General features: G+C 38.6%; 27 protein-coding genes and 1 pseudogene. 12 read left to right on the top strand and 16 right to left on the bottom strand.

What is annotated here, in order from left to right; translation table 11 throughout:
* Positions 1-30 precede the first annotated feature (30 nt).
* Positions 31-1371 (top strand): MATE family efflux transporter, encoded by a 1341-nt coding sequence (locus DSM02_RS07875; RefSeq protein WP_128765110.1) that lies wholly within the window; start codon positions 31-33, stop codon positions 1369-1371.
* A gap of 41 nt (positions 1372-1412) precedes the next feature.
* On the opposite strand, the gene DSM02_RS07870 is transcribed toward DSM02_RS07875, so the two are convergent.
* The gene (locus tag DSM02_RS07870) at positions 1413-2060 is read right to left on the bottom strand and encodes a 2OG-Fe(II) oxygenase (protein WP_128765109.1); all 648 of its coding nucleotides are present in this window, start codon (positions 2058-2060) and stop codon (positions 1413-1415) included.
* 215 nt (positions 2061-2275) lie between these two features.
* Between DSM02_RS07870 and DSM02_RS07865 the strand changes: the two genes are divergently transcribed.
* Positions 2276-2728: a 6-pyruvoyl trahydropterin synthase family protein gene (locus DSM02_RS07865; protein ID WP_128765108.1), complete on the top strand. Its 453-nt coding sequence runs from the start codon at positions 2276-2278 to the stop codon at positions 2726-2728.
* 9 nt (positions 2729-2737) lie between these two features.
* A complete protein-coding gene (locus DSM02_RS07860) occupies positions 2738-3517 on the top strand; it encodes a UDP-2,3-diacylglucosamine diphosphatase (protein WP_128765107.1) in 780 nt (259 codons plus the stop codon).
* Here the strand turns inward: DSM02_RS07860 and DSM02_RS07855 are convergent.
* From DSM02_RS07855 to DSM02_RS07845, 3 genes are all read right to left on the bottom strand, one after another.
* Positions 3514-3861, bottom strand: coding sequence for a hypothetical protein (locus DSM02_RS07855; RefSeq protein WP_128759606.1), 348 nt, complete (start codon positions 3859-3861; stop codon positions 3514-3516). The two genes, DSM02_RS07860 and DSM02_RS07855, sit on opposite strands and share 4 nt — an antisense overlap.
* Before the next feature lie 61 nt (positions 3862-3922).
* Positions 3923-5617: a single-stranded-DNA-specific exonuclease RecJ gene (recJ, locus tag DSM02_RS07850; RefSeq protein WP_128765106.1), complete on the bottom strand. Its 1695-nt coding sequence runs from the start codon at positions 5615-5617 to the stop codon at positions 3923-3925.
* The gene (locus tag DSM02_RS07845; RefSeq protein WP_128765105.1) at positions 5617-7161 is read right to left on the bottom strand and encodes a hypothetical protein; all 1545 of its coding nucleotides are present in this window, start codon (positions 7159-7161) and stop codon (positions 5617-5619) included. The genes recJ and DSM02_RS07845 overlap by 1 nt, the downstream gene beginning before the upstream one ends.
* Before the next feature lie 260 nt (positions 7162-7421).
* Here DSM02_RS07845 and DSM02_RS07840 point away from each other — a divergent pair, with 260 nt between their 5' ends.
* On the top strand, positions 7422-7661 hold the full coding sequence (locus tag DSM02_RS07840; protein WP_128765104.1) for a hypothetical protein: 240 nt from the start codon (positions 7422-7424) through the stop codon (positions 7659-7661).
* On the opposite strand, the gene rsmI is transcribed toward DSM02_RS07840, so the two are convergent.
* The gene (gene rsmI / locus DSM02_RS07835; RefSeq protein WP_128765103.1) at positions 7658-8335 is read right to left on the bottom strand and encodes a 16S rRNA (cytidine(1402)-2'-O)-methyltransferase; all 678 of its coding nucleotides are present in this window, start codon (positions 8333-8335) and stop codon (positions 7658-7660) included. The genes DSM02_RS07840 and rsmI overlap by 4 nt on opposite strands.
* A 54-nt stretch (positions 8336-8389) precedes the next feature.
* On the bottom strand, positions 8390-9277 hold the full coding sequence (locus DSM02_RS07830) for a hypothetical protein (protein ID WP_128765102.1): 888 nt from the start codon (positions 9275-9277) through the stop codon (positions 8390-8392).
* A 101-nt stretch (positions 9278-9378) separates the two neighbouring features.
* On the opposite strand from DSM02_RS07830, the gene DSM02_RS07825 reads away from it, so the two are divergent.
* The 5 genes from DSM02_RS07825 (at position 9379) to DSM02_RS07805 (ending at position 15278) form a co-directional block, all read left to right on the top strand.
* Positions 9379-10020, top strand: coding sequence for a thymidine kinase (locus DSM02_RS07825; RefSeq protein WP_128765101.1), 642 nt, complete (start codon positions 9379-9381; stop codon positions 10018-10020).
* The gene (alr, locus tag DSM02_RS07820) at positions 10021-11118 is read left to right on the top strand and encodes an alanine racemase (protein ID WP_128765100.1); all 1098 of its coding nucleotides are present in this window, start codon (positions 10021-10023) and stop codon (positions 11116-11118) included. It abuts the gene before it with no gap.
* Between the two features lie 77 nt (positions 11119-11195).
* Positions 11196-11615 (top strand): large conductance mechanosensitive channel protein MscL, encoded by a 420-nt coding sequence (gene mscL / locus DSM02_RS07815; protein WP_128765099.1) that lies wholly within the window; start codon positions 11196-11198, stop codon positions 11613-11615.
* Positions 11616-12028: 413 nt separating this feature from the next.
* On the top strand, positions 12029-13018 hold the full coding sequence (locus DSM02_RS07810; RefSeq protein ID WP_128765098.1) for an aspartate-semialdehyde dehydrogenase: 990 nt from the start codon (positions 12029-12031) through the stop codon (positions 13016-13018).
* Between the two features lie 94 nt (positions 13019-13112).
* Positions 13113-15278, top strand: coding sequence for a prolyl oligopeptidase family serine peptidase (locus tag DSM02_RS07805; protein ID WP_128765097.1), 2166 nt, complete (start codon positions 13113-13115; stop codon positions 15276-15278).
* Positions 15279-15464: 186 nt separating this feature from the next.
* Here DSM02_RS07805 and DSM02_RS20785 read toward each other — a convergent pair whose 3' ends face one another.
* Positions 15465-15671, bottom strand: a complete 207-nt coding sequence (locus tag DSM02_RS20785) for a PLDc N-terminal domain-containing protein (protein ID WP_128765096.1) — start codon at positions 15669-15671, stop codon at positions 15465-15467.
* 90 nt (positions 15672-15761) lie between these two features.
* Here DSM02_RS20785 and DSM02_RS07795 point away from each other — a divergent pair, with 90 nt between their 5' ends.
* Positions 15762-16685, top strand: coding sequence for an ABC transporter ATP-binding protein (locus DSM02_RS07795; RefSeq protein ID WP_128765095.1), 924 nt, complete (start codon positions 15762-15764; stop codon positions 16683-16685).
* A 123-nt stretch (positions 16686-16808) separates the two neighbouring features.
* On the opposite strand, the gene accC is transcribed toward DSM02_RS07795, so the two are convergent.
* From accC to pdxA, 6 genes are all read right to left on the bottom strand, one after another.
* Complete coding sequence (gene accC / locus DSM02_RS07790; protein WP_128765094.1) at positions 16809-18164, bottom strand: acetyl-CoA carboxylase biotin carboxylase subunit; 1356 nt, start codon at positions 18162-18164, stop codon at positions 16809-16811.
* A gap of 171 nt (positions 18165-18335) precedes the next feature.
* Complete coding sequence (gene accB, locus DSM02_RS07785; protein ID WP_128765093.1) at positions 18336-18830, bottom strand: acetyl-CoA carboxylase biotin carboxyl carrier protein; 495 nt, start codon at positions 18828-18830, stop codon at positions 18336-18338.
* A gap of 27 nt (positions 18831-18857) precedes the next feature.
* Positions 18858-19853, bottom strand: a complete 996-nt coding sequence (locus DSM02_RS07780; RefSeq protein ID WP_128765092.1) for a beta-ketoacyl-ACP synthase III — start codon at positions 19851-19853, stop codon at positions 18858-18860.
* A 162-nt stretch (positions 19854-20015) separates the two neighbouring features.
* Positions 20016-20216 (bottom strand): 50S ribosomal protein L32, encoded by a 201-nt coding sequence (rpmF, locus tag DSM02_RS07775; protein WP_073095856.1) that lies wholly within the window; start codon positions 20214-20216, stop codon positions 20016-20018.
* A gap of 9 nt (positions 20217-20225) precedes the next feature.
* Complete coding sequence (locus tag DSM02_RS07770) at positions 20226-20780, bottom strand: YceD family protein (RefSeq protein WP_128765091.1); 555 nt, start codon at positions 20778-20780, stop codon at positions 20226-20228.
* 104 nt (positions 20781-20884) lie between these two features.
* Positions 20885-21955 (bottom strand): 4-hydroxythreonine-4-phosphate dehydrogenase PdxA, encoded by a 1071-nt coding sequence (gene pdxA / locus DSM02_RS07765; protein WP_128765090.1) that lies wholly within the window; start codon positions 21953-21955, stop codon positions 20885-20887.
* A 63-nt stretch (positions 21956-22018) separates the two neighbouring features.
* Here pdxA and DSM02_RS07760 point away from each other — a divergent pair, with 63 nt between their 5' ends.
* Positions 22019-22603, top strand: a complete 585-nt coding sequence (locus DSM02_RS07760; protein WP_128765089.1) for a riboflavin synthase — start codon at positions 22019-22021, stop codon at positions 22601-22603.
* Here DSM02_RS07760 and DSM02_RS07755 read toward each other — a convergent pair.
* Positions 22590-22814, bottom strand: coding sequence for a hypothetical protein (locus tag DSM02_RS07755; protein ID WP_128765088.1), 225 nt, complete (start codon positions 22812-22814; stop codon positions 22590-22592). The two genes, DSM02_RS07760 and DSM02_RS07755, sit on opposite strands and share 14 nt — an antisense overlap.
* A gap of 358 nt (positions 22815-23172) precedes the next feature.
* On the opposite strand from DSM02_RS07755, the gene DSM02_RS20780 reads away from it, so the two are divergent.
* The gene (locus DSM02_RS20780; protein WP_164918270.1) at positions 23173-23295 is read left to right on the top strand and encodes a hypothetical protein; all 123 of its coding nucleotides are present in this window, start codon (positions 23173-23175) and stop codon (positions 23293-23295) included.
* A gap of 169 nt (positions 23296-23464) precedes the next feature.
* Here DSM02_RS20780 and DSM02_RS07750 read toward each other — a convergent pair.
* Positions 23465-23617 (bottom strand): annotated as a pseudogene (locus tag DSM02_RS07750) (2-deoxy-D-gluconate 3-dehydrogenase); the annotation flags it as partial.
* Between the two features lie 284 nt (positions 23618-23901).
* On the bottom strand, positions 23902-24489 hold a 588-nt coding region (locus tag DSM02_RS07745), incomplete at its 5' end, for a DUF4861 family protein (RefSeq protein WP_128765087.1).

Here is a 24489-nt window from a genome sequence, read left to right as displayed (position 1 = left end):
AAAGAGTAATTTCGCAGCAACCTGCTATTTATGTCGAAGACCAATCCGCTTTCCTTTAAAAACATCAACCGCTTGGCGGTTCCGGCATTACTCGCGGGTATCGCAGAACCCATACTTTCTGCAACAGATGCAGCCGTAGTGGGTAATGTGCCCGAGCATGCTACCGAAGTACTCGCAGCAGTAGGTATTGTAGGTTCATTTCTATCGGCACTCATCTGGATTCTAGGACAAACGCGAAGTGCCTTACAGGCGATTATCGCGCAATATTATGGTGCTGATAAAATAAATGAAATCAGCACGTTACCAGCGCAAGCGATCTATTTCAATATTTTACTGAGCGTTATTATTTTGGTGACTACGCTGCCGTTTATTGAAGCTATTTTTTCGCTCTATAACGCCTCGGGTTTGATCCTAGATTATTGCGTTCAGTACTATTCCATTCGGGTTTGGGGGTTTCCGTTGACGCTGTTTACTTTTGCTATTTTTGGAATTTTTAGAGGGTTGCAAAATACCTTCTGGCCTATGGTTGTTGCAATCATTGGGGCTGGTGTAAATATTCTGCTTGATTTTATTTTAGTTTACGGAATTGACGGCTACATCCCTGCAATGCAGATTGAAGGTGCTGCTTATGCCAGCTTAGGCGCTCAGGGTCTTATGGCTGTTTTATCGCTGATTTTGGTTCTGATTAAAACCGATGTAAGCCTGAAACTGAAATTCCCTATTCATCCGGAATTGTGGCGACTCGTGGGTATGGCGCTTAATCTTTTTGTACGAACTATAGCGTTGAATCTGGCTCTCTATCTGGCCAATTCTTTTGCTACCGATTATGGGGCCTCGTATATCGCTGCGCAGACCATTCTGATCAATATCTGGTTGTTTTCAGCATTTTTTATTGATGGATATGCAGCTGCAGGAAACATTCTGGCCGGTCGTTTTCTGGGTGCAAAGGATTATAAAAGTCTCTGGGAACTGAGCAAAAAACTGAGTAAATACAGCTTGATTATCTCTGGCGGACTTATGCTGCTCTCAGCGATATTTTATGAACCGTTAGGACTTATTTTCAGTAAAGAGCCTGAAGTGATTGCACGATTTACAGCATTGTTTTTTGTAGTGATTTTGATGCAACCCCTCAACGCTTTAGCTTTTATTTTTGATGGAATTTTTAAAGGAATGGGCGAGATGAAATACCTGCGTAATGTTTTGATGGCCGCTACCTTTTTTGGCTTTGTTCCTGCTATTTTTATCGGTGACTATTTTGGCCTGAAGCTTTACGCTGTTTGGATCGCCTTTTCGGTATGGATGCTGGTTCGTAGTGGAGCATTAATTCTAAATTTCAGAAAACGCTTCAGACCTAAAGTAGCAGGTAGCTAAGGTCTATTCACTGCAAACTGCAACTGCCTACTTTCAATCGATTACCTCGTCTTCAACCACCCGGTAATACTCAAACGTTCAGAATTTAAAACCGGTTTTACTTCGTGCTCCAAAATCTGACTTTCAAAAATCACTACACGTCCCGGTCTGGGGATGATGTCTAAAGCCTGTTCACCAGTCTCATCTGGCAAATAAAGCGTGAGTTCACCACCATTACTAGCCAACCAGCTTGCATCATTTAAATAACAAACCATAGAAAGTTTACGACGAGAATCATTTTGAAACGTATCTAAATGTCTCTTGTAAAAAGTGCCTTTAGGATAGATTGCATAATGAAATTCTTTCTGCAAAATTCCTAAAAAGCAAGTACGGTTTAAATAAGCAACCAGGTCATTGATCTTACTGAAAAACAGGCGTTCTTCGGCGCGACCTTCGGCTTCATTGATCCATTTGATAAAATCTCCACGGATGCTTTTATCTATCTCTTCATTAAACTTGTTACCAATTGCTGCTTTCTTAAAACAGTCTGCCTCATAAACCATCTTAAGGGATTGTCGCAATTCTTCAATTTCTTCAGCAGTAAAAAAATCATCAACAATAGCATATTTCTGGTCTAATAAAGAGGTTATAACCTGCTCATATACCGTATTTTCAACAAAATCTACCTGTTCAAAAAGCTGTGTACTCATGCCTGCAAATAACGTCCAAAAAACCTTGCGGATTTCGCAATTTTTAAGCCTTTGATTATTTTCTAGGTACGCCGAATATACTTTGTTACTTTTGCCTAATTAATCCACATTTACGGTATGGAAGTTTTAGAGTTTTTAAGCGGTACAGGAATTTATCTGATTTTTGCGATTGCGCTTATTGTAGTTGTACTTGTTAGAAAGTTTAAAAAGTAATTATGAGCAATATCCGTATTACCAAGCAGTTTTCTTTTGAAACCGGTCACGCGCTTTACGGCTATGACGGTAAATGTCGCAACGTGCACGGCCACAGTTATAAACTCTCTGTCACCGTGATCGGGACACCTATTTCTGATACTAAAAACGTAAAGTTTGGAATGGTGATAGACTTTGGCGACCTCAAGAAAATCGTAAAAGGTGAGATTGTAGATGTTTTTGACCATGCGACTGTTTTCAACAAAAACACACCGCACGTTGAACTGGCAAAAGAACTATCTGACCGCGGTCACAATGTACTTCTTGTAGATTACCAACCTACCAGCGAAATGATGGTGATTGATTTTGCTGAAAAAATTCAAAAACATTTACCTCAAAATATTAAATTGTTTTCTCTAAAACTGCAGGAAACTGACAGCAGTTTTGCTGAGTGGTATGCTTCAGACAACGTCTAACTTTAAAGCATGAAGCAACCTGTAGTTCAACTCACGATTCCTGAAGGTAAAAAGGTCTATTTTTCTAGCGACAACCATCTGGGAGCTCCTGATACTGCTGCGAGTAAACCCCGTGAAAAAAAGTTCGTTTCCTGGTTGAATACCATAGAAAAAGATGCTGCTGCAATTTTTTTACTGGGAGATCTTTTTGATTTTTGGTTTGAATATAAAACTGTTGTTCCTAAAGGTTTTGTACGCGTTTTAGGCAAATTAGCGCAACTGCGTGATGCTGGTATTCCTATCTATTTCTTTGTGGGTAACCACGATCTATGGATGAACGATTACTTCAAAACTGAACTCGATATCCCGGTTTATCATAGTCCACAGGTTTTTGAATTGAATGCAAAGCGTTTTTTTATAGGTCACGGTGACGGTCTGGGTCCCGGAGATAAAGGTTATAAACGCATGAAGAAAATATTTACTTCTCCATTTTTTCAATGGTTGTTTAGATGGATGCATCCTGACATTGGCGTGCGCGTGGCACAGCACCTCTCAGTAAAAAACAAGTTAATTAGTGGTGATGACGATCAGGAATTCTTGGGAGAAGAAAACGAGTGGCTTGCTACGTACGCAAAGCGGAAATTAGAAACCGCTCACTATGACTATTTTATTTTTGGCCACAGACACCTACCCATGACTATTGAAGTGGGTAAAAATGTGACCTATTACAATCTGGGCGACTGGATTAATTTCTACACCTACGGCATTTTTGACGGAACTGAATTTGAACTGAAAACCTTTGAAGATTAGTTAAGCGCCGTTTGCATAAACGCCTGCATTTCCATTCTTAAAATAGTCTGATCCAAAAGATCTTGTATTTCATAAACCTCTTGCCGACTTACCGCGAGATCTACATCATTTAACGGTGTTTTGAGTAACAAAGACCTGCAATCACGAGGCGCAGGACAGTCGTTACAAGGTTGTTGTGCCAGGCTTGCTTCACTTAAATATGCAAATTCTTTGAGCTGATCTAGGGTAAAATAAAAACCCATATCCCTAAAAATAACCTGAGCTTTTAATGTGCCTTGTTTTGAAGTTTTCCAGTAAAAAGCGATCCCACTCTCATTGCGGTAGATGATATCAATGTTTTTCATAGCTGCCGATTTATAACAAATATAAAAAACTAATTTAGAATAAATCTAAATAGATTATGAATTATTCCTGAATATCGCGTAGTTTGAGTTGAATGCTCACATTGCCATTCCATTCGTTAAGATCAAGAGAATACGCGGCTTTAAAAGTTTTTTTATGTTGAATCAAGTCGCATTTATCTCCTAAATTAAAACCGATTGCTCCTACAGTTGTATTATTTCCGGTTTGTGTAACGGCGCATTTTAAATGTGCTTCGTCTGCACCTACACACTTGCCATAACCGGTATCTTTAAGATTATCAGTCATAAAAACAGGCGTCATATTCCCGGGACCAAAAGGCGCAAACTGCCGAAGAATACGGTAGAATTTTGGCGTAATTTCATCTAAATCCAATTCTGCATCTATTGAGATCTCTGGTATGAGTAAACGCTCATCAATAGAACTGCTCACAACTTCTTCAAACTTATTTTTAAAATCTTCATATTGGTCTTCACCAAGTGTAAGACCCGCTGCATATTTATGACCACCAAATTGCTCTATATGTTCTTTGCAAGAATCCAGTGCTTCATAAACATCAAAACCTTTTACAGAGCGTGCGCTGGCAGCAAGTTTTTCACCACTTTTTGTAAACACCAGAGTTGGTCTGTAATACGTTTCAGTAAGGCGCGAAGCCACGATGCCTATCACACCTTTGTGCCAATTTTCCTGAAAAACAACGGTGGTTTTTCGGTCTTCTTCTTTGTTGGTTACAATCTGTAAAAGTGCTTCTTCGGTTATTGCTTTATCGAGATCTTTTCGCTCTGCATTAAAACCTTCTATACCCGCTGCCATTTCCTGAGCTCTTGTATAATCTTGTTCGGCAAGCAATTCTACTGCGTGCAGCCCATGTTTAATGCGTCCTGCTGCATTGATGCGCGGTGCAATGATAAAAACAACATCTGTGATCGTAAGTACCTCTTTTTTTACATTTTCTATTAAAGCCTGTATACCGATGCGCGGTAACGTATTGATCACGTCAAGACCATAAAAAGCCAAAACCCGATTCTCTCCGGTAATGGGTACAATATCTGCTCCTATTGCTGTAGCTACCAAATCAAGATAAGGTACCAAAGTTTTAACGGGTAAGCCTTTTTGTTGCTCAATCGCTTGTATCAACTTAAAGCCTACACCACAACCACACAACTCTTTATAAGGATAGTCACAATCTTCTCGTTTAGGGTCTAAAACGGCAACTGCATCGGGTATCTCACCACCCGGACGGTGGTGATCACAAATAATAAAATCAATACCTAATTTTTTAGCATAGTCAACTTTCTCTATAGCCTTAACCCCACAATCTAATGCGATGATTAAGGTCACGTCGTTGTCATGCGCATAGTCTATCCCTGTATATGAAACGCCATAACCTTCAGCATAGCGATCTGGAATGTAGGTTGCCACCTGCGGGTAGTGACTGCGCAAATAACTACTCATTAGCGCAACACTCGTGGTACCGTCTACATCATAATCCCCATAAACCAGAATGTTTTCGCCCTGCGCTATCGCAAGATTAATACGATCTACAGCAAGATCCATGTCTTTCATCAAAAACGGATCGTGTAAATCATCTAAAGAAGGTCTAAAGAATTTTTTTGCTTTCTCGTAAGTGTCAACACCTCGCTGTTGCAAGAGCGCTGCTATTTTTAAAGGTATTTGTAAAGATTCGGCAAATGATTGTACCGTTTGTGTATCGGGTGTTGGTTTTAGCGTCCAGCGCATTAATCTAAATTTACTTTAAGGATCCAGGCCTCTTTGAGGTCTTTTAATTTTCTATATTCTAGTAGCCGCTCGTACAAGGCATCGGGGTCTTTGCTATAATCTAAATAGATATAGTGATAGTTGTTAGCAGGATTCACAAAACGCACAGGTGAAAAACCTTTTAACTGCATCTTTTCTTTCCACTTTAAAGCATAATTACGTTTAGAAAAAACGTGATTGACCACATAATATCCTGAGTTCATACCCGGCACTCGTAAGGCAGGAACCTTTAGCATTTCTGCTAAGGCAGCATTTCTCGAGTTTACTATTCTTTCCCCATCTTTGCCATATAACTGCACATTTTCTTGCGAAGTTGTTTCTTTTTGCTGAATTTCTTCAGCTATTTTCTCTTGAGCTGGTTTAATGATTGTATCTGGCTTGCCTTCTACAACCACGCGCTGATAATAATCAGTACTAATTTCGGTCTGAAATGCACTAAAAAAAACAAACAGTCGATCTGATTCTGTTTTAAATTGAAGCTTCACCTGTTTTGCATCATTAGAAATCACTTCGTTATTTTTATTAGGGATTTGCACCTGAGCTAAATCAAAACCTAATGTATTCAAGTTTGCAGGAATACGATCGGTATATTTTTGGTCATTAATAGTTATGCTGCTATTGAAAAAATTATTAGCATAGCGAACCCTGCTTTTTAAAGGAATGTATTCTTCGGTATCTTCTTTAAAAACCGAAACCCCATCTCCATGTAAAATTAAATCGCCTTCTAAAGCCGCCAGTGTAACCGAAGTTTTAACATCACCACGCTCTACTGCTCTAAAGTTTTTAAAGCTTAGCTCTTGCGTATTTTCTGGTTTAATAAAACTAAAACCATGATAACCTGTAAAATACTGTAAGGGCTCTGTCTCATCTTCATAAATTAGATAAAGCATCCAGCCGGCAGAACTACCCCCATACATATAGCCTTCTAGTGCTATGACGTTTGCTAATGTAAAGGAGCCTGATGCTGCGTTTTTACTAACTAATAAATCTGTAATATCGCTGTAGCAAACATAAGGAGCCGCATTTTTAAGTTCAATAATTTCATCTCGCATACCATCGTAAATGACTTCTCCCTGAACTTGAGTATACCCGTTGCTCCCAGGAAAGCTAAGTTTAACTAAATCAAAAGGGCGGTCTCTTTTATTTTTTACATCGTACACTATTCTATTGCCACGGGTTTTCTGTTTCCCCTTAGCACCAGGATACGTTGCAGCCCAGTATAGGCCGGCATATTTAATTTTTGCACCTTCCGGAATATCCAGACTAGCATTACTTGAACTAAAGGTTTCAGAATCAGCATCAATATCTATGTAGACCATTTCTGTGCGATCATTCAATCCCTTTGGACGCACATATACTTTAGTCGCATGTTCACTTAAAATGGTATTGCCTATAACGCGTGTATCTCCTTTAAGGTAAAATTCGTTAACGCGTCTAAAAGGTTCCCCCTGACTAAAACAACTTGCAGAAATAAGAAAGGAGAAGGCTAATAATCTGATGTTCATGCCATTGAAGTTAAACCTGAAAATAGCCAAGTTACAAATTAGCCCGGTTTTTTAATTAAAAGCTTTTATGTAATTTGTTTAAAAATCATAGCCCATGTCTAAGAAAATCACATTTATTAATCAAAATAAAACGTGGCGTCTTGTTGTACCTGCTATTGGTTTGATCGTGTTCTTTACAGCTATATTCGTTTTCACTTGGCAAGATCTTACAGCCTATAGGAATGTTGTTGACGTTTCTACCTTTAATCTTTCCGTTTAAAATGCGTGATTTTGTAAAGTATACTCAAAAAACGATCTCTTTTAAATTAGATAAAGGAGGTATCTATATGTACCGGTTTTCTCAAATACAATACGTAGAAGCTTATGATGATCACCTCGTTATTTATAGATCTAAAAAGAAATTTGAAAAGGTAAATACTTCAGGTTATGCTAAAGCTGATGTAAACAGGTTTATTGATCTGCTTCAATCCAAAACGAATACCATTACCGAAGCTGTCTAGTTTTTAGATTTACCGGCTACTACAATTACAAGTTCTCCTTTAGGGGGTTTGCTTTCAAAATGCTGTAGCACTTCTTCTGCAGTGCCGCGCACAGTCTCTTCGTGTAGTTTTGAGATCTCTCTGGAAACTGAAATTCTTCGGTCTGCACCAAAATATTCTGCCATATGTTTTAGCGTCTTCAACAACTTGTGCGGACTCTCATAAAAAATCATAGTACGTTCTTCTTCGGCTAAACTTAAAAAACGGGTTTGACGCCCTTTCTTAACCGGAAGAAAACCTTCAAAAATAAATTTATCATTAGGTAAACCACTGTTAACCAATGCGGGTACAAAAGCAGTAGCACCCGGCAAACAATCTACTTCGAGTCCGGCTTCAACACAAGCACGCGTTAATAAAAATCCAGGGTCAGATATTGCCGGAGTACCCGCATCACTAATCAAAGCAATGGTCTGACCATTTTTAATACGGTCTACGATACCTTCTACCGTTTTATGCTCGTTGTGCATATGATGCGAATGCATCTGGGTAGTGATCTCAAAATGCTTTAAAAGCTTACCACTGGTGCGGGTATCTTCAGCAAGTATAAGATCTGCTTCTTGCAAGACCTTAACCGCTCTAAAGGTCATATCGTCAAGATTACCTATAGGTGTGGGAACTAGAAAAAGTTTGGCCATAGTGCCTCAATCAATTTTACTCGGTAGTCGAGATTAAAAAATTCTACGTATTGCCTAAGCTAATTTTCGAGCAACTAAGTCTTTAAAACGCGTTTCATAAACCTCTTTACCTTCCCAATTGTTATAGTCTGGCTTTACCATCTGGTCTATTAAATCAAAAGCTTCTTGTTGACTGTTTACCGTATTGAGCTGTGACAATACACGATTGTAATCAGAATTACTACCGTTAAATAAATGCTTGATAAATGCAATGCGGTCATTGAGTCCAAAGGAAAGTCCCCGCGATACACTATCGTTTAATTTTCTAGGTTTTGACGGCTCATCGGTTTTAGTATCCTCAAATTCTGCAATGCGACCGTATTCTCCTATCTCGTCTTTATCATTCTTTACCGGTTGCGGCTGTTGCGTAATTTGCTGAAACATCGCTTCTATCGCGTCTGCCTCTGGTGGCATTTGCGCTACGATATCCTTTATCTTTTCCATCACCGGCTCGTGTAAAGAAGCCTGATTGATTTTCTCTTCTGGTTTAGAATTAGCTGAAGTTTCCTCAGCCTTTTGCTCGCTATTTGATTCTTGAGGCTGAGACACTCGTAAACGTTCAAAAAGTTCTTCGTTAGCCGCAGCGATACGGGCTATACGCTCTAAATCGGTTTCTTCTTTTTCTGGTGTTTCAGCAGGTGCAACAACCTCTCGTTGCTGTTGTACTTCTTCAATACTTTCAGCAATCACCTCAGCGTTTTCATGCTCAAGTGCAGTTATGATTTCGCCTTTACCAATGGTCGGCTTTGCAGCATCAAAATTTGCTTCTACATAAGCCATTATAGATAAGGCTTCATAAATCTTCTGGGCTTCTAACTTGAGGCTGTTATAATCACTCTCTGAGTCAAGTTTTAAAATCTTGTGCGCCAGGCTAACCAAGTCAGATTTTAATTTCTTCTTCATAAGTTTTTTGTTTGCTCTGTTTATTTGCTGGGGTTTTTAATAAATTTGCTTAGCCCTCAAAGAATAGCACCTTTGCCCTTTAAGAGGTTGAAAAGTACGAAATGTTTCTCGAAAATACCGTTAATCATAAAGAGCAATTTGGATGGATAGAAGTCATATGTGGCTCTATGTTCTCTGGCAAAACCGAAGAATTAATTCGTAGGTTAAAGCGTGCCAAATTTGCAAAACAGAAGGTTGAAATCTTCAAACCTTCTATAGATACCCGCTATGATGAAGAATTAGTTATCTCTCATGATGCTAACGAAATTAGATCTACTCCGGTTCCTGCAGCTGCAAATATTCCCATTCTTGCAGATGGTTGTGACGTGGTAGGTATTGATGAAGCTCAGTTTTTTGATGACGAGATTGTAAAAGTCTGCAATGATCTGGCTAATCGCGGCGTGCGCGTTATTGTTGCCGGTCTGGATATGGATTTTAAAGGAAATCCCTTTGGCCCCATGCCGGCACTTATGGCTACAGCAGAATATGTAACTAAAGTACACGCAGTCTGTACCCGTACAGGGAATCTGGCACAATTCAGTTATCGTAAAGCTACCAGTGACGATCTAGTTTTATTAGGAGAAACAGAAGAATACGAACCTTTAAGTCGCAGTGCTTACTATAAAGCGATGCTACGCGAACGCCTTAAAACCATTGAGGTTAAAGACCCTGAAGAACTCAAAAACCCTAAAACAAAAAATTAAATGCCACACACCGTTCTCGAAATAGACCTCAGCGCATTAGAACATAATTACGATTATCTCAGGTCTAAATTGAGACCAGAGGTAAAGATGCTAGCTGTAGTTAAGGCTTATGCATATGGAAGTGAGTCTGTAGCCATCGCAAAAAAGCTAGAAGAAAAAGGAGTTGATTATTTTGCTGTTGCATATACCGCAGAAGGAATCACGCTAAGAGAAGCAGGTGTCAAAACACCTATTCTGGTGCTGCATCCACAAATTGAAAATTTTGCCGAAATAATTGAGTACAACCTAGAGCCTAGTATTTATAGTTTCAGAGTACTAAAAGCTTTTACTGAAATAGCTGAGGCTAAATGGATAAAGGAATATCCTATTCATATTAAATTCAATACCGGGTTGAACCGTCTGGGCTTCAAAGACGTAAATGAGAAAGATATTCTAGATCAACTTAATGCTACAAAAGCCTTAAAAGTTATATCGCTATTCTCACATCTGGTAGCTAGTGAAGATATGAACGAACGCAGTTTTACGCAGTATCAGATCGAAACCTTTGAGAAGAATGCAAAGCATATGATTGAGGGGTTGGGCTACGCACCTATGATGCATCAGAGCAACACTTCGGCAATTATTAATTATCCTGAAGCACAATTTGATATGGTGCGCAGTGGTATTGGTCTTTTCGGCTATGGAAACACGCAAGAAGAAGATCTTAAGCTAAAACCGGTTGCGACTTTAAAAACTGTTATTTCACAGATACACGATGTGGCTGTAAATGAAACTGTGGGTTACAACAGGGCACACACGGCTGCAAAATTAGAGCGCAGTGCTACACTGCCCATAGGTCATGCAGACGGTATCGCACGTACTTATGGAAAAGGTCGTGGCTATGTAATGATTCACGGTAAAAAAGCTCCAATTATAGGTAACGTTTGTATGGATATGATTATGGTAAATGTTACCGAAATAGATTGCCAAGAAGGAGATGAGGTTATTGTTTTTGGAAAAGATGCTTCTGCAGTAGCGCTCTCTGCACGTATTAACAGCATTCCTTATGAGTTGATTACAGCGATTTCTCAACGTGTAAAACGAAAAATTATAGAATAAGTAACAACTATAACTTTTATAATCTTTTTTAATTTCAATATATTAGTCCTCTCATTAACTAAAACCAACCTAAACTCATGGCGTTTTTAAAAGATTTTAAAGCATTTTTAATGAAAGGCGACATCATTGCTCTTGCTACAGCGGTGATAATAGGTGGAGCCTTTAATAAAATTGTAGGCTCGTTAGTAAAAGACATCATTATGCCCGTTATCGGGGTATTAATGGGTGGTAAAAACGTTAACAACCTTTTTTTCTCACTAGACGGTGGCGAGTATGAGACCGTTGATGCAGCTGTTGAAGCCGGAGGTGCAATTCTGACCTACGGTAACTTTCTACAAGCAGTAATCGATTTTATCATCATTGGTTTTGTGATTTTCTGGTTGCTGAAAGGTTATGAAAAAACCAAAAAGAAAGAAGAAGCAAAACCTGCCGCTCCAAAAGGACCTACTCAGGAAGAATTGCTTATCGAGATTCGCGACGAATTGAAAAAGAAGTAAACTACCTCGTGACAAACCGAGGCATTCGTTAGAAACAAATTTTCAATTTCGAGGTAAGCCTTTGGACATTATACCCTTTGGCGGTGCCAATAAAAACTTTCGTGCGTCAAGCACAAACCGCTGCACTGCAGACTTAATTTTAATTAAACCCTCGAAGAAATTCGGGGGTTCTTTTTGTTATATAAATAACATAATGTATTTGAAACACACAAAATGTCACTTTTTAAACAAATCTGTATATTTTTAAGAACTTAGTCCGCTATTTTATAAAGTGTTGCTACTTTTGGCCTCCCTGAGGAGTTGACCTTGTAATAAACCAACATTCAGGGTTTAACTGATTTTTCAGCTTTAAAAAATTAAACCAATTAGTACACTCAACTTTTTGAGATTTTAGATACGCTAAATAATAGATTATGAAAGTAGCTGTTGTAGGCGCTACCGGGATGGTAGGCCATGTAATGTTGCAAGTATTAGCAGAACGCAACTTCCCAATAACCGAATTAATACCTGTGGCCAGCGAGCGCTCTGTAGGTAAAACGGTTTCTTATAAAGGTAAAGATTATACAATTAGCTCTATGGAAGATGCTATCGCAGCACGCCCTGATATTGCAATCTTTTCTGCCGGTGGTAATACTTCTTTAGAATTTGCTCCTAAGTTTGCAGCAGTAGGTACAACAGTTGTAGACAACTCTTCTGCCTGGAGGATGGATCCGGAAAAGAAATTAATTGTTCCGGAAATCAATGCAGATGAGTTAACCGATACTGATAAAATTATCGCGAACCCCAACTGTTCTACCATTCAAATGGTCTTAGCATTGGCTCCCTTACACAAAAAATATAAAATCAAGCGTCTGGTAATTTCGACTTACCAATCTATTACCGGTACCGGTGTTAAAGCGGTACAGCAGTTAGAAAATGAATATAAGGGTGAGAAAGGCGAGATGGCCTACAACTACCCTATTCACCGTAACGCAATCCCTGCTTGTGATGTATTTACCGAAAATGGTTACACCAAAGAAGAAATGAAACTCGTTAACGAGACTCAGAAAATTTTAGGGGATAAAACTATTGCTGTAACTGCCACTGCAGTGCGTATTCCGGTTGTGGGTGGTCACTCTGAAGCGATCAACGTGCAGTTTGAAAACGATTTTGATCTTTCTGAAGTGCGTCAACTTTTACAGGCGCAGGATGGTGTTACGGTACAGGATAACCCGGACACCAACACCTACCCGATGCCTATTTATGCAGAAGGTAAAAACGATGTATTTGTAGGTCGTTTACGTCGTGATTTTTCTCAGGAAAACACCTTGAATATGTGGGTGGTTGCAGATAACCTGCGTAAAGGTGCTGCTACAAACGCGGTACAAATCGCTGAATATTTAGCAGCTAAAGAATTGGTTTAATTCAAAAGAACTAAATAATTATATGAACCTCTGAGACGTGACGTTTCAGAGGTTTTTTTATTGCCTATATTTGAAGGAATTCAATTTGCTTCAAATGAAAAAAATAGCTTATTTGGGCGCCTTCACGCTACTCTTCAGCGCCTGCGAAAATCAAGAAAAAAAAGAATCTGATATGGCAATGACCTATCCTGAAACCAAAAAAGTAGATACCATAGACACCTATTTTGGAACTGAAGTTCCCGATCCGTATCGCTGGCTTGAAGACGACCGCAGTGCAGAAACTGAAGCCTGGGTTAAGGCTGAAAATGAAGTTACGCAGTCTTATTTATCAAAAATTCCATTTAAGGATGATATTAAGAAAAAGCTTGAAAAAATCTGGAATTACGAGAAAATTGGCGCTCCGTTTAAAGAAGGGGATTACACCTATTTCTATAAAAATGACGGACTCCAAAATCAATACGTTATCTACCGCTATAAAACCGATGCAGATCCTTCAACTGCCGAAGTGTTTTTAGATCCCAATACATTTTCTGAAGATGGAACCATTTCCCTGGGTGGACTTAGCTTTTCAGACAATGGTAAACTGGCTGCTTACAGCATTTCAGAAGGCGGAAGCGACTGGCGTAAAGCTTTGGTCATGGACGCTGAAACCAAAGAAATTACCGAAGATACTTTGGTAGATATTAAATTCAGTGGTATTTCCTGGAAAGATAATGACGGCTTTTACTACTCAAGTTACGACAAGCCTGAAGGCAGCGAACTTTCAGCAAAAACAGATCAGCATAAAGTGTATTATCACAAGCTGAACACGCCTCAAATGGAAGACGCGTTGATTTTTGGCGGTACGCCCGAACAAAAACACCGCTATATTGGTGCCGGTACTACCGAGGATAACAACTACCTTATCGTGAGTGCCAGTAACGCAACCTCGGGAAATAAACTGTATATAAAAGATCTTACAAAACCCAATGCTGATTTCGTTACCATTCTGGACACTGATGACACCAATACCTCAATAATTGAAAATATAGGGTCAAAACTCTTTTTGGTTACCGATAAAGATGCGCCTAACAAAAAGATTGTGACTGTTGATGTGTCTAATCCTACGCCTGAAAACTGGGTAGATTTTATTCCGGAAACCGAAAATGTGCTTTCGCCTTCTACCGGTGGTGGCTATTTCTTTACCGAGTATATGGTTGATGCGGTTTCCCAGGTCAAGCAGTACGATTACGACGGCAACTTAGTACGTGAGGTTGAACTTCCCGGAATAGGAAGTGCCGGTGGTTTTGGCGCCAAAAAGGATGAAAAAGAACTGTATTACAGTTTTACCAATTATACCACTCCCGGAAGCATTTATAAATTCGATATTGAATCGGGTAAATCTGAGTTATTCCGTAAGCCGGCGATTAATTTCAATCCGGAAGATTACGAGAGTAAACAGGTGTTTTATACTTCAAAAGATGGCACCAAAGTCCCAATGATTATCACCTTTAAAAAAGGCCTTGAACGCAACGGAAAAAACCCGACCATACTTTACGGTTATGGCGGATTTAATATTTCGCTTACACCCTCTTTCAGTATCACTAATGCGATCTGGATGGAAATGGGCGGAGTTTATGCCGTACCTAACCTACGTGGTGGGGGCGAATACGGGAAAGAGTGGCACGATGCGGGGACTAAAATGCAAAAGCAAAATGTATTTGACGACTTCATCGCTGCTGCAGAATATCTCATCGCCGAAAACTATACCTCGAGTGATTATTTAGCCATTCGTGGTGGTTCTAACGGTGGCTTGCTGGTTGGTGCCACAATGACTCAAAGACCCGATTTGATGCAGGTAGCTCTTCCCGCAGTAGGCGTGATGGATATGCTGCGCTATCATACGTTTACCGCAGGGGCCGGTTGGTCTTACGATTATGGTACTTCTGAAGATAGTAAAGAGATGTTTGAGTACATTAAAGACTATTCACCCGTACACAATGTAAAAGGAGGTGTAGATTATCCTGCAACGCTTGTAACAACAGGTGATCACGACGATCGTGTAGTCCCCGCACATAGTTTTAAGTTTGCTGCAGAACTACAGGAAAAACAAGCCGGTGATGCTCCGGTATTGATACGTATTGAAACCGATGCCGGTCACGGTGCCGGAACTCCAGTAAGCAAGCAAATAGAGCAAACCGCAGACATTTTTGCCTTTACGCTCTACAATATGGGATTTGACGTACTTCCTGAAAAAACAAAAGAAAGCATTAAAGGCTAGACCCCCTATCCCCAAAAGGGGGAACTCTTAAATAAAAGACCTCACAGCTTTTAACAGACTGTGAGGTTTTTTTTGTTTAAGTAAACTACCTCGGGGCAAGTCCACTAGGCATTCATTAGAAACAAATATTCAATTTCGAGGCATCTCGATACCGGGACGCGATATTAAACCCTTTGGCGGTGCCAATTATCTTGAAAAATAAGTACTCCTTTTTCTATTCCTGTTCTTGAATTGAAAATAAATTATTGAGCCGATCACCGGTAAAGCAATTTGTAATACCACTAGCACTGCTTTCTGATTTCTTTTTAAATTATCGTTTTGTACCAGATCTATTAAAGCCCAAAAAAGCAGAGCTAAACCAAGAACCAGATATAATATGATAAAATTATCCATAAGAGGCTTTGTTTTAAATAAGCATTGAGTATGTTTAATATAAAGGATACCATCAGATTATCAAATGTATCAGCAGTTAATTTTTTATAAATGCTAAACGTTAACATAGAAAGCTTTGGGTACACCAAAGAAACCGTTTTAAAGAACCTCAATTTTTCTGTTGAAAAAGGAAAGCACATTTCTATTTTGGGCGAAAGTGGCTGCGGTAAGAGTACGCTGCTTAAAATCATTTACGGTCTACTTCACGTAGAACACGGAACGATTGTTTGGGAGGATAACGAACTATTAGGCCCTAATTTCAACTTGGTTCCCGGCGAACCATTTATCAAGTATCTCGCTCAGGATTTTGATTTAATGCCTTATATTTCAGTTGCAGATAATATTGGGAAACACCTTTCTCGCCGTTTTATGCAGCATCGCAAAGAACGTATTGCTGAATTATTGGAAGTAGTAGATATGACTGCTTTTGCTGATATTCATGTGAAGCTTCTGAGTGGTGGTCAAAAGCAACGCGTTGCTTTGGCACGTGCTATTGCCAAAGAACCCGAATTATTATTACTGGATGAACCCTTTAGCCATATCGATAATTTTAGGCGGAATGCCTTACGGCGAAATCTCTATGCCTATCTAAAAAAAGAAGGCATTACTTGCATCACAGCTACCCACGACAGTGAAGAAGCACTTTCTTTTTCTGACGAAATTAAAATGATGCGCAAAGGTACATTTATACAAACAGAAACCCCCGAAGCCTTATTTCAAAATCCAAAAGATGCGTATGTGGCTTCGTTTTTTGGAGATGTCAACTCCTTAGAAATTGATGGCAAAACCAGACTTCTGATGCCGCATCAGCTTGTAGTTTCAAAAGATGAAAGCGCTATTCAGGTTGAGGTTTTAAAAAGCTATTTTAAAGGAAGTCATTATTTGATTGAAGCTCTTTTCAAAAACAAGAAAATTTATTTTAATGCTTATAAAAGTTTTCAAAAAGGACAAAGAATGTACTTAATAAACACCTAATACAACAGACTAAATGCATTTATACATATAGCACTACTGAATAAAAAGAGATTTCAAGCCTATTTTAAGCTAAAAACTCTGAGTGTATACTCAGAGTTTTTTAAATCTATATTTAACAAAGTGTTAATCTTCCTCTACAGGAGGGTTCATCACAAACGTATCCATAAATGCAGTGGTGTAATTTCCTGAAATGTATGCAGGATCATCCATTAACTGTCTGTGGAACGGAATCGTAGTTTTTATGCCTTCAATAACAAACTCGTCTAACGCACGCTTCATTTTATTGATCGCCTCTTCACGGGTTTGAGCCGTCGTAATCAATTTGGCAATCATAGAATCGTAATTCGGCACAATAGAATACCCGCTATATACGTGTGTATCTATACGCACCCCGTGGCCACCGGGTGCGTGTAAATTAGTTATCTTACCCGGTGACGGTCTAAAGTTGTTATAAGGATCTTCTGCATTGATACGACATTCAATAGAGTGCAGCTGCGGATAATAGTTTTTACCACTAATCGCAACACCTGCAGCAACCAAAATTTGCTCACGAATCAAGTCATAATCTACTACTTGTTCGGTAATAGGGTGCTCTACCTGAATACGGGTGTTCATTTCCATAAAGTAGAAATTACGGTGCTTATCTACTAAAAATTCTACCGTACCTGCTCCTTCATATTTAATAAATTCTGCGGCACGAACGGCTGCAGCTCCCATTTTCTCACGAAGTTCATCGGTCATAAATGGAGATGGAGTTTCTTCAGTAAGTTTCTGGTGACGTCTTTGTACCGAACAATCACGCTCAGAAAGATGACAGGCTTTACCGTTGCTGTCTCCTACAACCTGAATTTCAATATGGCGCGGCTCTTCGATAAGCTTTTCCATATACATCCCGTCGTTACCAAAAGAAGCTGAAGCCTCCTGACGAGCAGAATCCCATGCTTTACGCAGTTCTTCTTTTTTCCATACAGCACGCATACCTTTACCACCACCACCTGCAGTTGCTTTAAGCATTACAGGAAATCCGGTTTCTTGAGCTACACGCTCACAATCTTCAAAACTCTCAAGAATTCCATCACTACCCGGTACACAAGGTACACCTGCAGCTTTCATAGTTGCTTTTGCTGTAGCCTTGTCTCCCATTTTTGAAATCATATCTGGAGAAGCTCCAATAAATTTCACACCGTGCTCTTCACAAATTTTTGAAAAACGGGCATTTTCTGAAAGAAATCCATAACCCGGATGAATAGCGTCTGCATTTGTAATTTCGGCAGCAGCCATGATATTTGCAATCTTCAGGTAAGACTCACTACTGGGAGCAGGACCAATACAAACTGCTTCATCAGCAAAACGTACGTGCAGACTTTCTGCATCTGCAGTAGAGTATACCGCTACTGTTTTGATGCCCATTTCTTTACAGGTTCTAATAACTCTAAGAGCAATCTCACCTCGGTTTGCTATAAGTATCTTTTTAAACATATCTATTGTGCATTAAAGTTGAAGTCGTCAGACTTTAACCTTTAAATTTGATCTGATTTATTCGATATCGAGACTGTATCTACTAAATCTTACTCAATAATATTGGAAGCAAGTCTTTAGCGTAATTCAATAAAATATCCCGATTGTCTTAAGAACTTCTTTTACCTAAAGTTACGAAGGATCTACTAAAAATAATGGCTGATCAAATTCAACCGGAGAAGAATCATCAACAAGAACCTTAACGATTTTACCGCTAACTTCACTTTCTATCTCGTTGAATAATTTCATCGCTTCAATCACACACAATACATCTCCTTCTTTAATACTTGCACCAACCTCAACAAATGTAGGTTTGTCTGGAGCAGGCTTGCGGTAGAATGTACCAATAATTGGCGACTTTACAGTAATATATTTGTCGCTTTCGTCTGCTTTAGGTTTTTCGGTCTCTTGAGCAGGTGCTTGAGGTGCAGCAGGTTGAGCTGCTGGTACAGCCGGTTGTTGCATTGCAGAACCCATCATAGGAACTTGCTGAAGAATTGTAGTCTCTCCTTTGCTTTCCTCTCCTGTTTTAATAGTGATTTTTACATCATCCATCTCAAGTTTTACCTCGCTCGCGCCAGATTTAGCAACAAACTTGATAAGATTCTGAATTTCTTTTAAATCCATAATTAATAACGTTAGTTAGATTAAAAATTAAGCATTGTAGGCCCATTTTAGGTATATGGAACCCCAAGTAAATCCGCCTCCAAAAGCGGCAAATATTAGATTATCTCCCTTTTTAAATTGCTTTTCAAAATCATTCAATAATAAGGGTAATGTCGCAGATGTAGTATTACCGTACCGCTGAATATTCATAAGCACCTTGCTGTCGTCAAGTTGCATACGTCTTGCAGTCGCATCTATAATACGTTTATTAGCTTGATGTGCTACAAGCCAGCTAACGTCATCATGCGATAAATTATTGCGCTGCATAATACGCTCGCTTACATCTGCCATATTAGAAACGGCAAATTTAAAAACGGTCTTACCGTCCTGATATACAAAGTGTCTGTTATTAGCTACAGTCTCTGCTGTAGGTGGCATTAACGACCCCCCTGCTTCAATTCTTAAAAAATCACGTCCTATACCATCTGATCGCAAATACTCGTCCTGCAGTCCCAAACCTTCTTCATTGGGCTCAAAAAGTGCAGCTCCGCCTCCATCACCAAAAATGATACACGTAGTACGGTCTGTATAATCAATTATAGAAGACATCTTATCTGCTCCTATAAGGAGTACTTTTTTATATTTTCCGGATGCTACATAAGCTGAAGCAGTAGACATCCCATATAAAAAGCTTGAACAAGCAGCTTGTAAATCGTAAGAAAATGCATTCGTAGCTCCTATTTGAGTCGCAACATATGCCGCGGTAGATGCTACGGGTAAGTCTGGAGTTGCAGTAGCCATAATGACCATATCAATTTCTGAAGGGTCAATACCGCTTTTGCTGATTAAATCTTCGGCAGCTTTAATTCCTAAATATGAAGTCCCTTTATCAGGATCTTTTAGAATTCTGCGTTCTTTAATTCCTGTTCTGGTTGTGATCCATTCATCATTGGTCTCAACCATTGTTTCCAAAATTTCATTGGTAAGCACATATTCTGGCACGTAAGCGCCAACAGCAGTTATGGCTGCAGTGATTTTACTCATATAAATCTGGTTTCTGCGAAAAACAAGGTTTTTCGCTTAAAAATGGAAGGAAAAGTACTAAAAATAGCGCAAACAAAGCCTACAATTAACTTTTTTTGCTCATTCCAAAAAATAAAAAAAACTCCCATTTTAATGGGAGTTTCACTAATCTATAAGTCTTTGTTAAGCAACCTCTTCGTTTGCTGTAGCATCAATTACAATCTGGCCTCTGTAATAGAGTTTACCTTCGTGCCAGTGAGCGCGGTGGTAAAGGTGAGCTTCACCAGTAGTGGCGTCAACACCGATTTTTGGCATTGCAGCTTTGTAATGTGTTCTTCTCTTATCTCTTCTAGTTTTCGAGATTTTTCTTTTAGGATGTGCCATTACCGTTTATTATTTATTATCTGTTAAAAAATCTTTTAGTTTTTCCCAACGCGGGTCAATCTCTTTTTCTTGAGGCTCTTCATCTGAATCTGCCTCTTTATCTTTTATACTTAACTCTTCGAGCTTATCAAGTATATCTGATTCTAATGTGCCGTCTTCAACACCAGGGTGTATCCGCTTAGCCGGCATAGCTAATACGATCAACTCATATATATATTGAGCGATGTTCACTTCATACTCCCCGTGAGGAATAATCAAAATATCATCTATCTCATCGTTATAGTCCTGCCCAAATTTTACTACTAATTTATAAGTAGCTTCAATAGGTTGGTCGTAAGGCTCATTTGTGATGTCACAATTAACATTCACACTTCCCTTAGCATCAAAATAAAATTCCAACAAGGTGGACTTTTTAATGAGTTTGATTTTTAAATCTATATCTATAGAATTAAAATCATCATATTCAAAATGCTCAAAGAACGTATTATCAATCTTGAATTGAAAATCGTGTTCCCCTTGTTTTAAACCAACAAATTGAATGGTATACGTTTTCAAATGCTTCATTACCTTTCTCTTTCCTATAATCCTCTCTTCCGCAAAAGGCGGGTGCAAAGATATAAATTTTTATTAAGCTGTTAATTAAGTGTGGATAAATTTTTTAAATATCTTTATTTTCCACGGGAGCGTCCCGAAAATTGCTTTTTTCTAGGCTGCTTTTGCAGCACATTCTCGGTTAATTCTTCATATTCAGAACGCTTTTTGTAAATATCAAGAGCAGCAAAAACCGCTTCTTTAAATGAACCTATATCTGCTTCCCCTTTACCTGCTATCTCAAATGCAGTACCGTGATCTGGCGATGTTCGTACTTTATTAAGTCCGGCTGTATAATTTACACCCTTGCCAAAAGCCAAGGTTTTAAATGGAATTAGGCCTTGATCATGATAAGCGGCAATAATCGCATCAAAGTTTTTATAGTTTCCACTACCAAAAAAACTATCTGCAGCATAAGGCCCATAACATAAGTGTCCTTTATCACGTAAACTTTCTAATGTAGGAATCAAAACTTCATCATCTTCCTTCCCTATCACTCCATGATCACCAACGTGCGGATTTATACCTAAGAACGCAATTTTAGGTTTACGTATCCCAAAATCCTGAACTAATGAATGGTGAATAGTCTTAAACTTTTGCGTGATTAATTCCGCCGTGATTTTCTCTGAAATATTTTTTACGGGTACGTGGTCCGTCAAAAGACCAACTTTTAACTTTTCGGAAACCATAAACATCAGGCTATTTCCTGCTAACTCTTGATTCAGAAAATCTGTATGTCCGGGGAATTTAAAATCTTCTGCTTGAATATTAGCCTTATTAATAGGTGCCGTGATCAGTACATCTACTTGATCTTTCTTTAAAGCATCTACTGCAGCACTTAAAGATTGAATGGCGTAACTTCCTCCTTCAGGTGTTTCTTCTCCAAATTTTATATGCGGATTATCATTCCATACATTCACCACATTTATCTTTCCGTGAATGGCTTTGTCTGCACTCTTCACCCCTTGAAAATTAATATCAAGGTTAAAATGCTTTAAAAGAAAACTTATAGTTTTCGCAGATGCGAAAATTACCGGGGTACAGAAATCGAGCATTCTTGAGTCTTCAAGAGTCTTTAAAATGACCTCGCCCCCTATTCCGTTTAAATCCCCTACGCTAATTCCTAATTTTATGCTTTGTCCTTTCATGCTAGACTGCTTTAGCTTTCTTTTGTAAATTGAAATGTAAAAGTACTCAATTAAAACGCAAACATGTTTACAGGTATTATTGAAGATTTAGGTATCGTTAAAAATTTACAGACAGAAGGCTCTAACCTGCACATAACCGTATCAAGCAGATTAACCTCTGAATTGAAAATAGACCAAAGTGTTGCGCATAATGGGGTTTGTCTTACCGTAGTTTCTATAAATGGAGATGAATATACTGTAACCGCGATAGAAGAAACCCTTATAAAGACAAACCTAAACACATTACAAGTAAATCATTCTGTAAATCTTGAACGAGCAATGATATTGGGCACCCGACTTGATGGACATATTGTACAAGGTCATGTGGATCAAACCGCAAAATGCATCAACATAGAACAAAAAGACGGTAGCTGGATCTTTACGTTTGAATACGACTCCGTGTTGAACAACGTAACTATAGAAAAAGGATCAATAACCATAAATGGAGTGAGTCTGACTGTTGTAAATTCTCAGAAAAACAGTTTTAGCGTTGCTATCATACCCTATACTTACGAGCATACTACATTCAGTACATTTAAAATAGGAACAAGTGTAAACTTAGAATTTGACGTTATTGGCAAATACGTGAAACGTCTTATGAATTTGTAGCTTGATTTTTATCATGCTTACTGTAAAAATATACACCCGCAGAAAAAGCTATTATAAGTAAATAAGGGATATAATCATCTATTGGAACTTGTGCACCTACAGGCGGTGGTGGACCAGCTGGCGGTGGTGGTCCTTGAGAATACCCCATACATACAAATCCTATGGCAAAAGCCAAGGTAACTACATATTTAATATATAGTCTAAAATTCATAGAAGTAGGGTCTTCAATTAATTGAGGATGCTAAATTAAGAAAAAATACAGGTTTTCAACAGCTTAACGATGTTCTTTGTCGATAAAGCGATTGGAAAAACTAATTCTTTACTTACTTAACCCTCAAATTATAGTTATTTAACCCATATACGTAACAAACCTCTCTACAGATTTCATTATTCTATAAAAATAAAAAAAGCCACTTACGATTCGTTTTTGAATTTGGTGATCAGGTTGTAGCCAAGCTGAGAGTAGTAGATCGTATTGGTAGTGAAGTGTTATTACGTCACTTTGGGAGTTCTTAGCATTCAATAAGGGCATAAACATCGATTTATTAGAACGCTTTCATAAATATTATATGACAAGGGTAACAAACAGGCTTACCAACTATATGCGAAACTTTTGTGCCTTATTCAATAGAACTATTAACACAGGTGTTATTGAACATGAAACCTATCCCCCTTATTCATTAGCAGATTAGAACTGATTTTACAACTCAACAGGCTTTAGACATTAATTCCATTCGTAAAATCGTGAATCTCAAATTAAAGGAAAATGACCCGCTATTTCATCACCGGAATTACTTCCTCATATCTTATATGCTCTAGGGGATGCCTTTTATTAATTTACGATCTGAAAAAATCACATTATTACCCTTTAAAAGATTTACCAGTTGCTTCAACTGCTTTTTGTATAGCTGATCCTGAAGTTTCTAATGATGCTGAAACCCCGAGAATATCAGCTTCGGCTTCTGCTAAAGCTTCTGCCATTGCGAAACCAATACCACGCTTACAACCGGCAACTAATACTGTTTTTCCTTATAAACTAAATAGACTCATACTATTCTTATTTTAATTCGCCTGAGTTACTTTATCCATATCACCATAATCTAGATTCTCACCAGCCATACCTCAAATAAATGTGTGATTTGAAGTCCCTACCCCTGCGTGAATAGATCATTCCAGAGAAATTATATTTTCTGGATGATGTGCATATCTAAATTCTGACTTTGTTATTTTTGATATGTTTTTTGGATAAAAATTAAAAATGTTACTTCTCAAACTTATCCTGTACTATATGGTAGAGTTTATTCTAATTTGCCGTTGTTATCTAACTCTGACAACTTAGCCTGTAAATCTTGCTTAAAAGCTTCTTCAGATTTAATACCATCTTTTTCTTGGTTCCAGGCGCTATGAATGTAATAAGTCTGTTTTTCTGTTGAAGGGTTAAATACCACCAAATGATCGTGTGGCCCTTCAATTGCCTTAGCCTCATCTGTTTTATAAAAAATAGCCATACCCAGCTTATCATTTTCGCCTGCTAAAGTTTGCACTCCATACGTCGCGATATATGCCCACTCTCCAGTCTCGCTGGTCTCTTGCATTAATGGAATATCATCAAATTTCACAATCCCTGTAGCCAGACCGTCAAAAGAAACACTCGGTGTCAATTCGGCTTTTAAGAAACGATCTTCAGGAAAAATATGAATCACAGATTCTAAATCTGTTGTTACATCGCCGGTCTTCCAACCTTTATAATCTATTGTTATACTAGAACTGGAGTTAGAATTATCAACCTTAACCTGTGTTTTTTCGACTTCATTAAAATGCGCGATGGTATCTCCCGTAAAGCGACCATAGCCGCCTATACCCATAGATTGACCTGCCTTTAAAAT

Origin of the sequence: Leeuwenhoekiella polynyae (assembly GCF_004104075.1) — a bacterium.
In the GTDB taxonomy this organism is placed as follows: domain Bacteria; phylum Bacteroidota; class Bacteroidia; order Flavobacteriales; family Flavobacteriaceae; genus Leeuwenhoekiella; species Leeuwenhoekiella polynyae.
The sequence above is the reverse complement of the archived record's forward strand: the minus strand, read 5'-3'. Positions and strand labels throughout refer to the sequence as shown.

Excerpts from the sequence above, each read along its gene's own strand:
- DSM02_RS07875 (WP_128765110.1), top strand. The coding sequence starts at position 31 with ATGTCGAAGACCAATCCGCTTTCCTTTAAAAACATCAACCGCTTGGCG.
- DSM02_RS07870 (WP_128765109.1), bottom strand. The coding sequence starts at position 2,060 with ATGAGTACACAGCTTTTTGAACAGGTAGATTTTGTTGAAAATACGGTA.
- DSM02_RS07865 (WP_128765108.1), top strand. The coding sequence starts at position 2,276 with ATGAGCAATATCCGTATTACCAAGCAGTTTTCTTTTGAAACCGGTCAC.
- DSM02_RS07860 (WP_128765107.1), top strand. The coding sequence starts at position 2,738 with ATGAAGCAACCTGTAGTTCAACTCACGATTCCTGAAGGTAAAAAGGTC.
- DSM02_RS07855 (WP_128759606.1), bottom strand. The coding sequence starts at position 3,861 with ATGAAAAACATTGATATCATCTACCGCAATGAGAGTGGGATCGCTTTT.
- recJ (WP_128765106.1), bottom strand. The coding sequence starts at position 5,617 with ATGCGCTGGACGCTAAAACCAACACCCGATACACAAACGGTACAATCA.
- DSM02_RS07845 (WP_128765105.1), bottom strand. The coding sequence starts at position 7,161 with ATGAACATCAGATTATTAGCCTTCTCCTTTCTTATTTCTGCAAGTTGT.
- DSM02_RS07840 (WP_128765104.1), top strand. The coding sequence starts at position 7,422 with ATGCGTGATTTTGTAAAGTATACTCAAAAAACGATCTCTTTTAAATTA.
- rsmI (WP_128765103.1), bottom strand. The coding sequence starts at position 8,335 with ATGGCCAAACTTTTTCTAGTTCCCACACCTATAGGTAATCTTGACGAT.
- DSM02_RS07830 (WP_128765102.1), bottom strand. The coding sequence starts at position 9,277 with ATGAAGAAGAAATTAAAATCTGACTTGGTTAGCCTGGCGCACAAGATT.
- DSM02_RS07825 (WP_128765101.1), top strand. The coding sequence starts at position 9,379 with ATGTTTCTCGAAAATACCGTTAATCATAAAGAGCAATTTGGATGGATA.
- alr (WP_128765100.1), top strand. The coding sequence starts at position 10,021 with ATGCCACACACCGTTCTCGAAATAGACCTCAGCGCATTAGAACATAAT.
- mscL (WP_128765099.1), top strand. The coding sequence starts at position 11,196 with ATGGCGTTTTTAAAAGATTTTAAAGCATTTTTAATGAAAGGCGACATC.
- DSM02_RS07810 (WP_128765098.1), top strand. The coding sequence starts at position 12,029 with ATGAAAGTAGCTGTTGTAGGCGCTACCGGGATGGTAGGCCATGTAATG.
- DSM02_RS07805 (WP_128765097.1), top strand. The coding sequence starts at position 13,113 with ATGAAAAAAATAGCTTATTTGGGCGCCTTCACGCTACTCTTCAGCGCC.
- DSM02_RS20785 (WP_128765096.1), bottom strand. The coding sequence starts at position 15,671 with ATGGATAATTTTATCATATTATATCTGGTTCTTGGTTTAGCTCTGCTT.
- DSM02_RS07795 (WP_128765095.1), top strand. The coding sequence starts at position 15,762 with ATGCTAAACGTTAACATAGAAAGCTTTGGGTACACCAAAGAAACCGTT.
- accC (WP_128765094.1), bottom strand. The coding sequence starts at position 18,164 with ATGTTTAAAAAGATACTTATAGCAAACCGAGGTGAGATTGCTCTTAGA.
- accB (WP_128765093.1), bottom strand. The coding sequence starts at position 18,830 with ATGGATTTAAAAGAAATTCAGAATCTTATCAAGTTTGTTGCTAAATCT.
- DSM02_RS07780 (WP_128765092.1), bottom strand. The coding sequence starts at position 19,853 with ATGAGTAAAATCACTGCAGCCATAACTGCTGTTGGCGCTTACGTGCCA.
- rpmF (WP_073095856.1), bottom strand. The coding sequence starts at position 20,216 with ATGGCACATCCTAAAAGAAAAATCTCGAAAACTAGAAGAGATAAGAGA.
- DSM02_RS07770 (WP_128765091.1), bottom strand. The coding sequence starts at position 20,780 with ATGAAGCATTTGAAAACGTATACCATTCAATTTGTTGGTTTAAAACAA.
- pdxA (WP_128765090.1), bottom strand. The coding sequence starts at position 21,955 with ATGAAAGGACAAAGCATAAAATTAGGAATTAGCGTAGGGGATTTAAAC.
- DSM02_RS07760 (WP_128765089.1), top strand. The coding sequence starts at position 22,019 with ATGTTTACAGGTATTATTGAAGATTTAGGTATCGTTAAAAATTTACAG.
- DSM02_RS07755 (WP_128765088.1), bottom strand. The coding sequence starts at position 22,814 with ATGAATTTTAGACTATATATTAAATATGTAGTTACCTTGGCTTTTGCC.
- DSM02_RS20780 (WP_164918270.1), top strand. The coding sequence starts at position 23,173 with ATGACAAGGGTAACAAACAGGCTTACCAACTATATGCGAAACTTTTGT.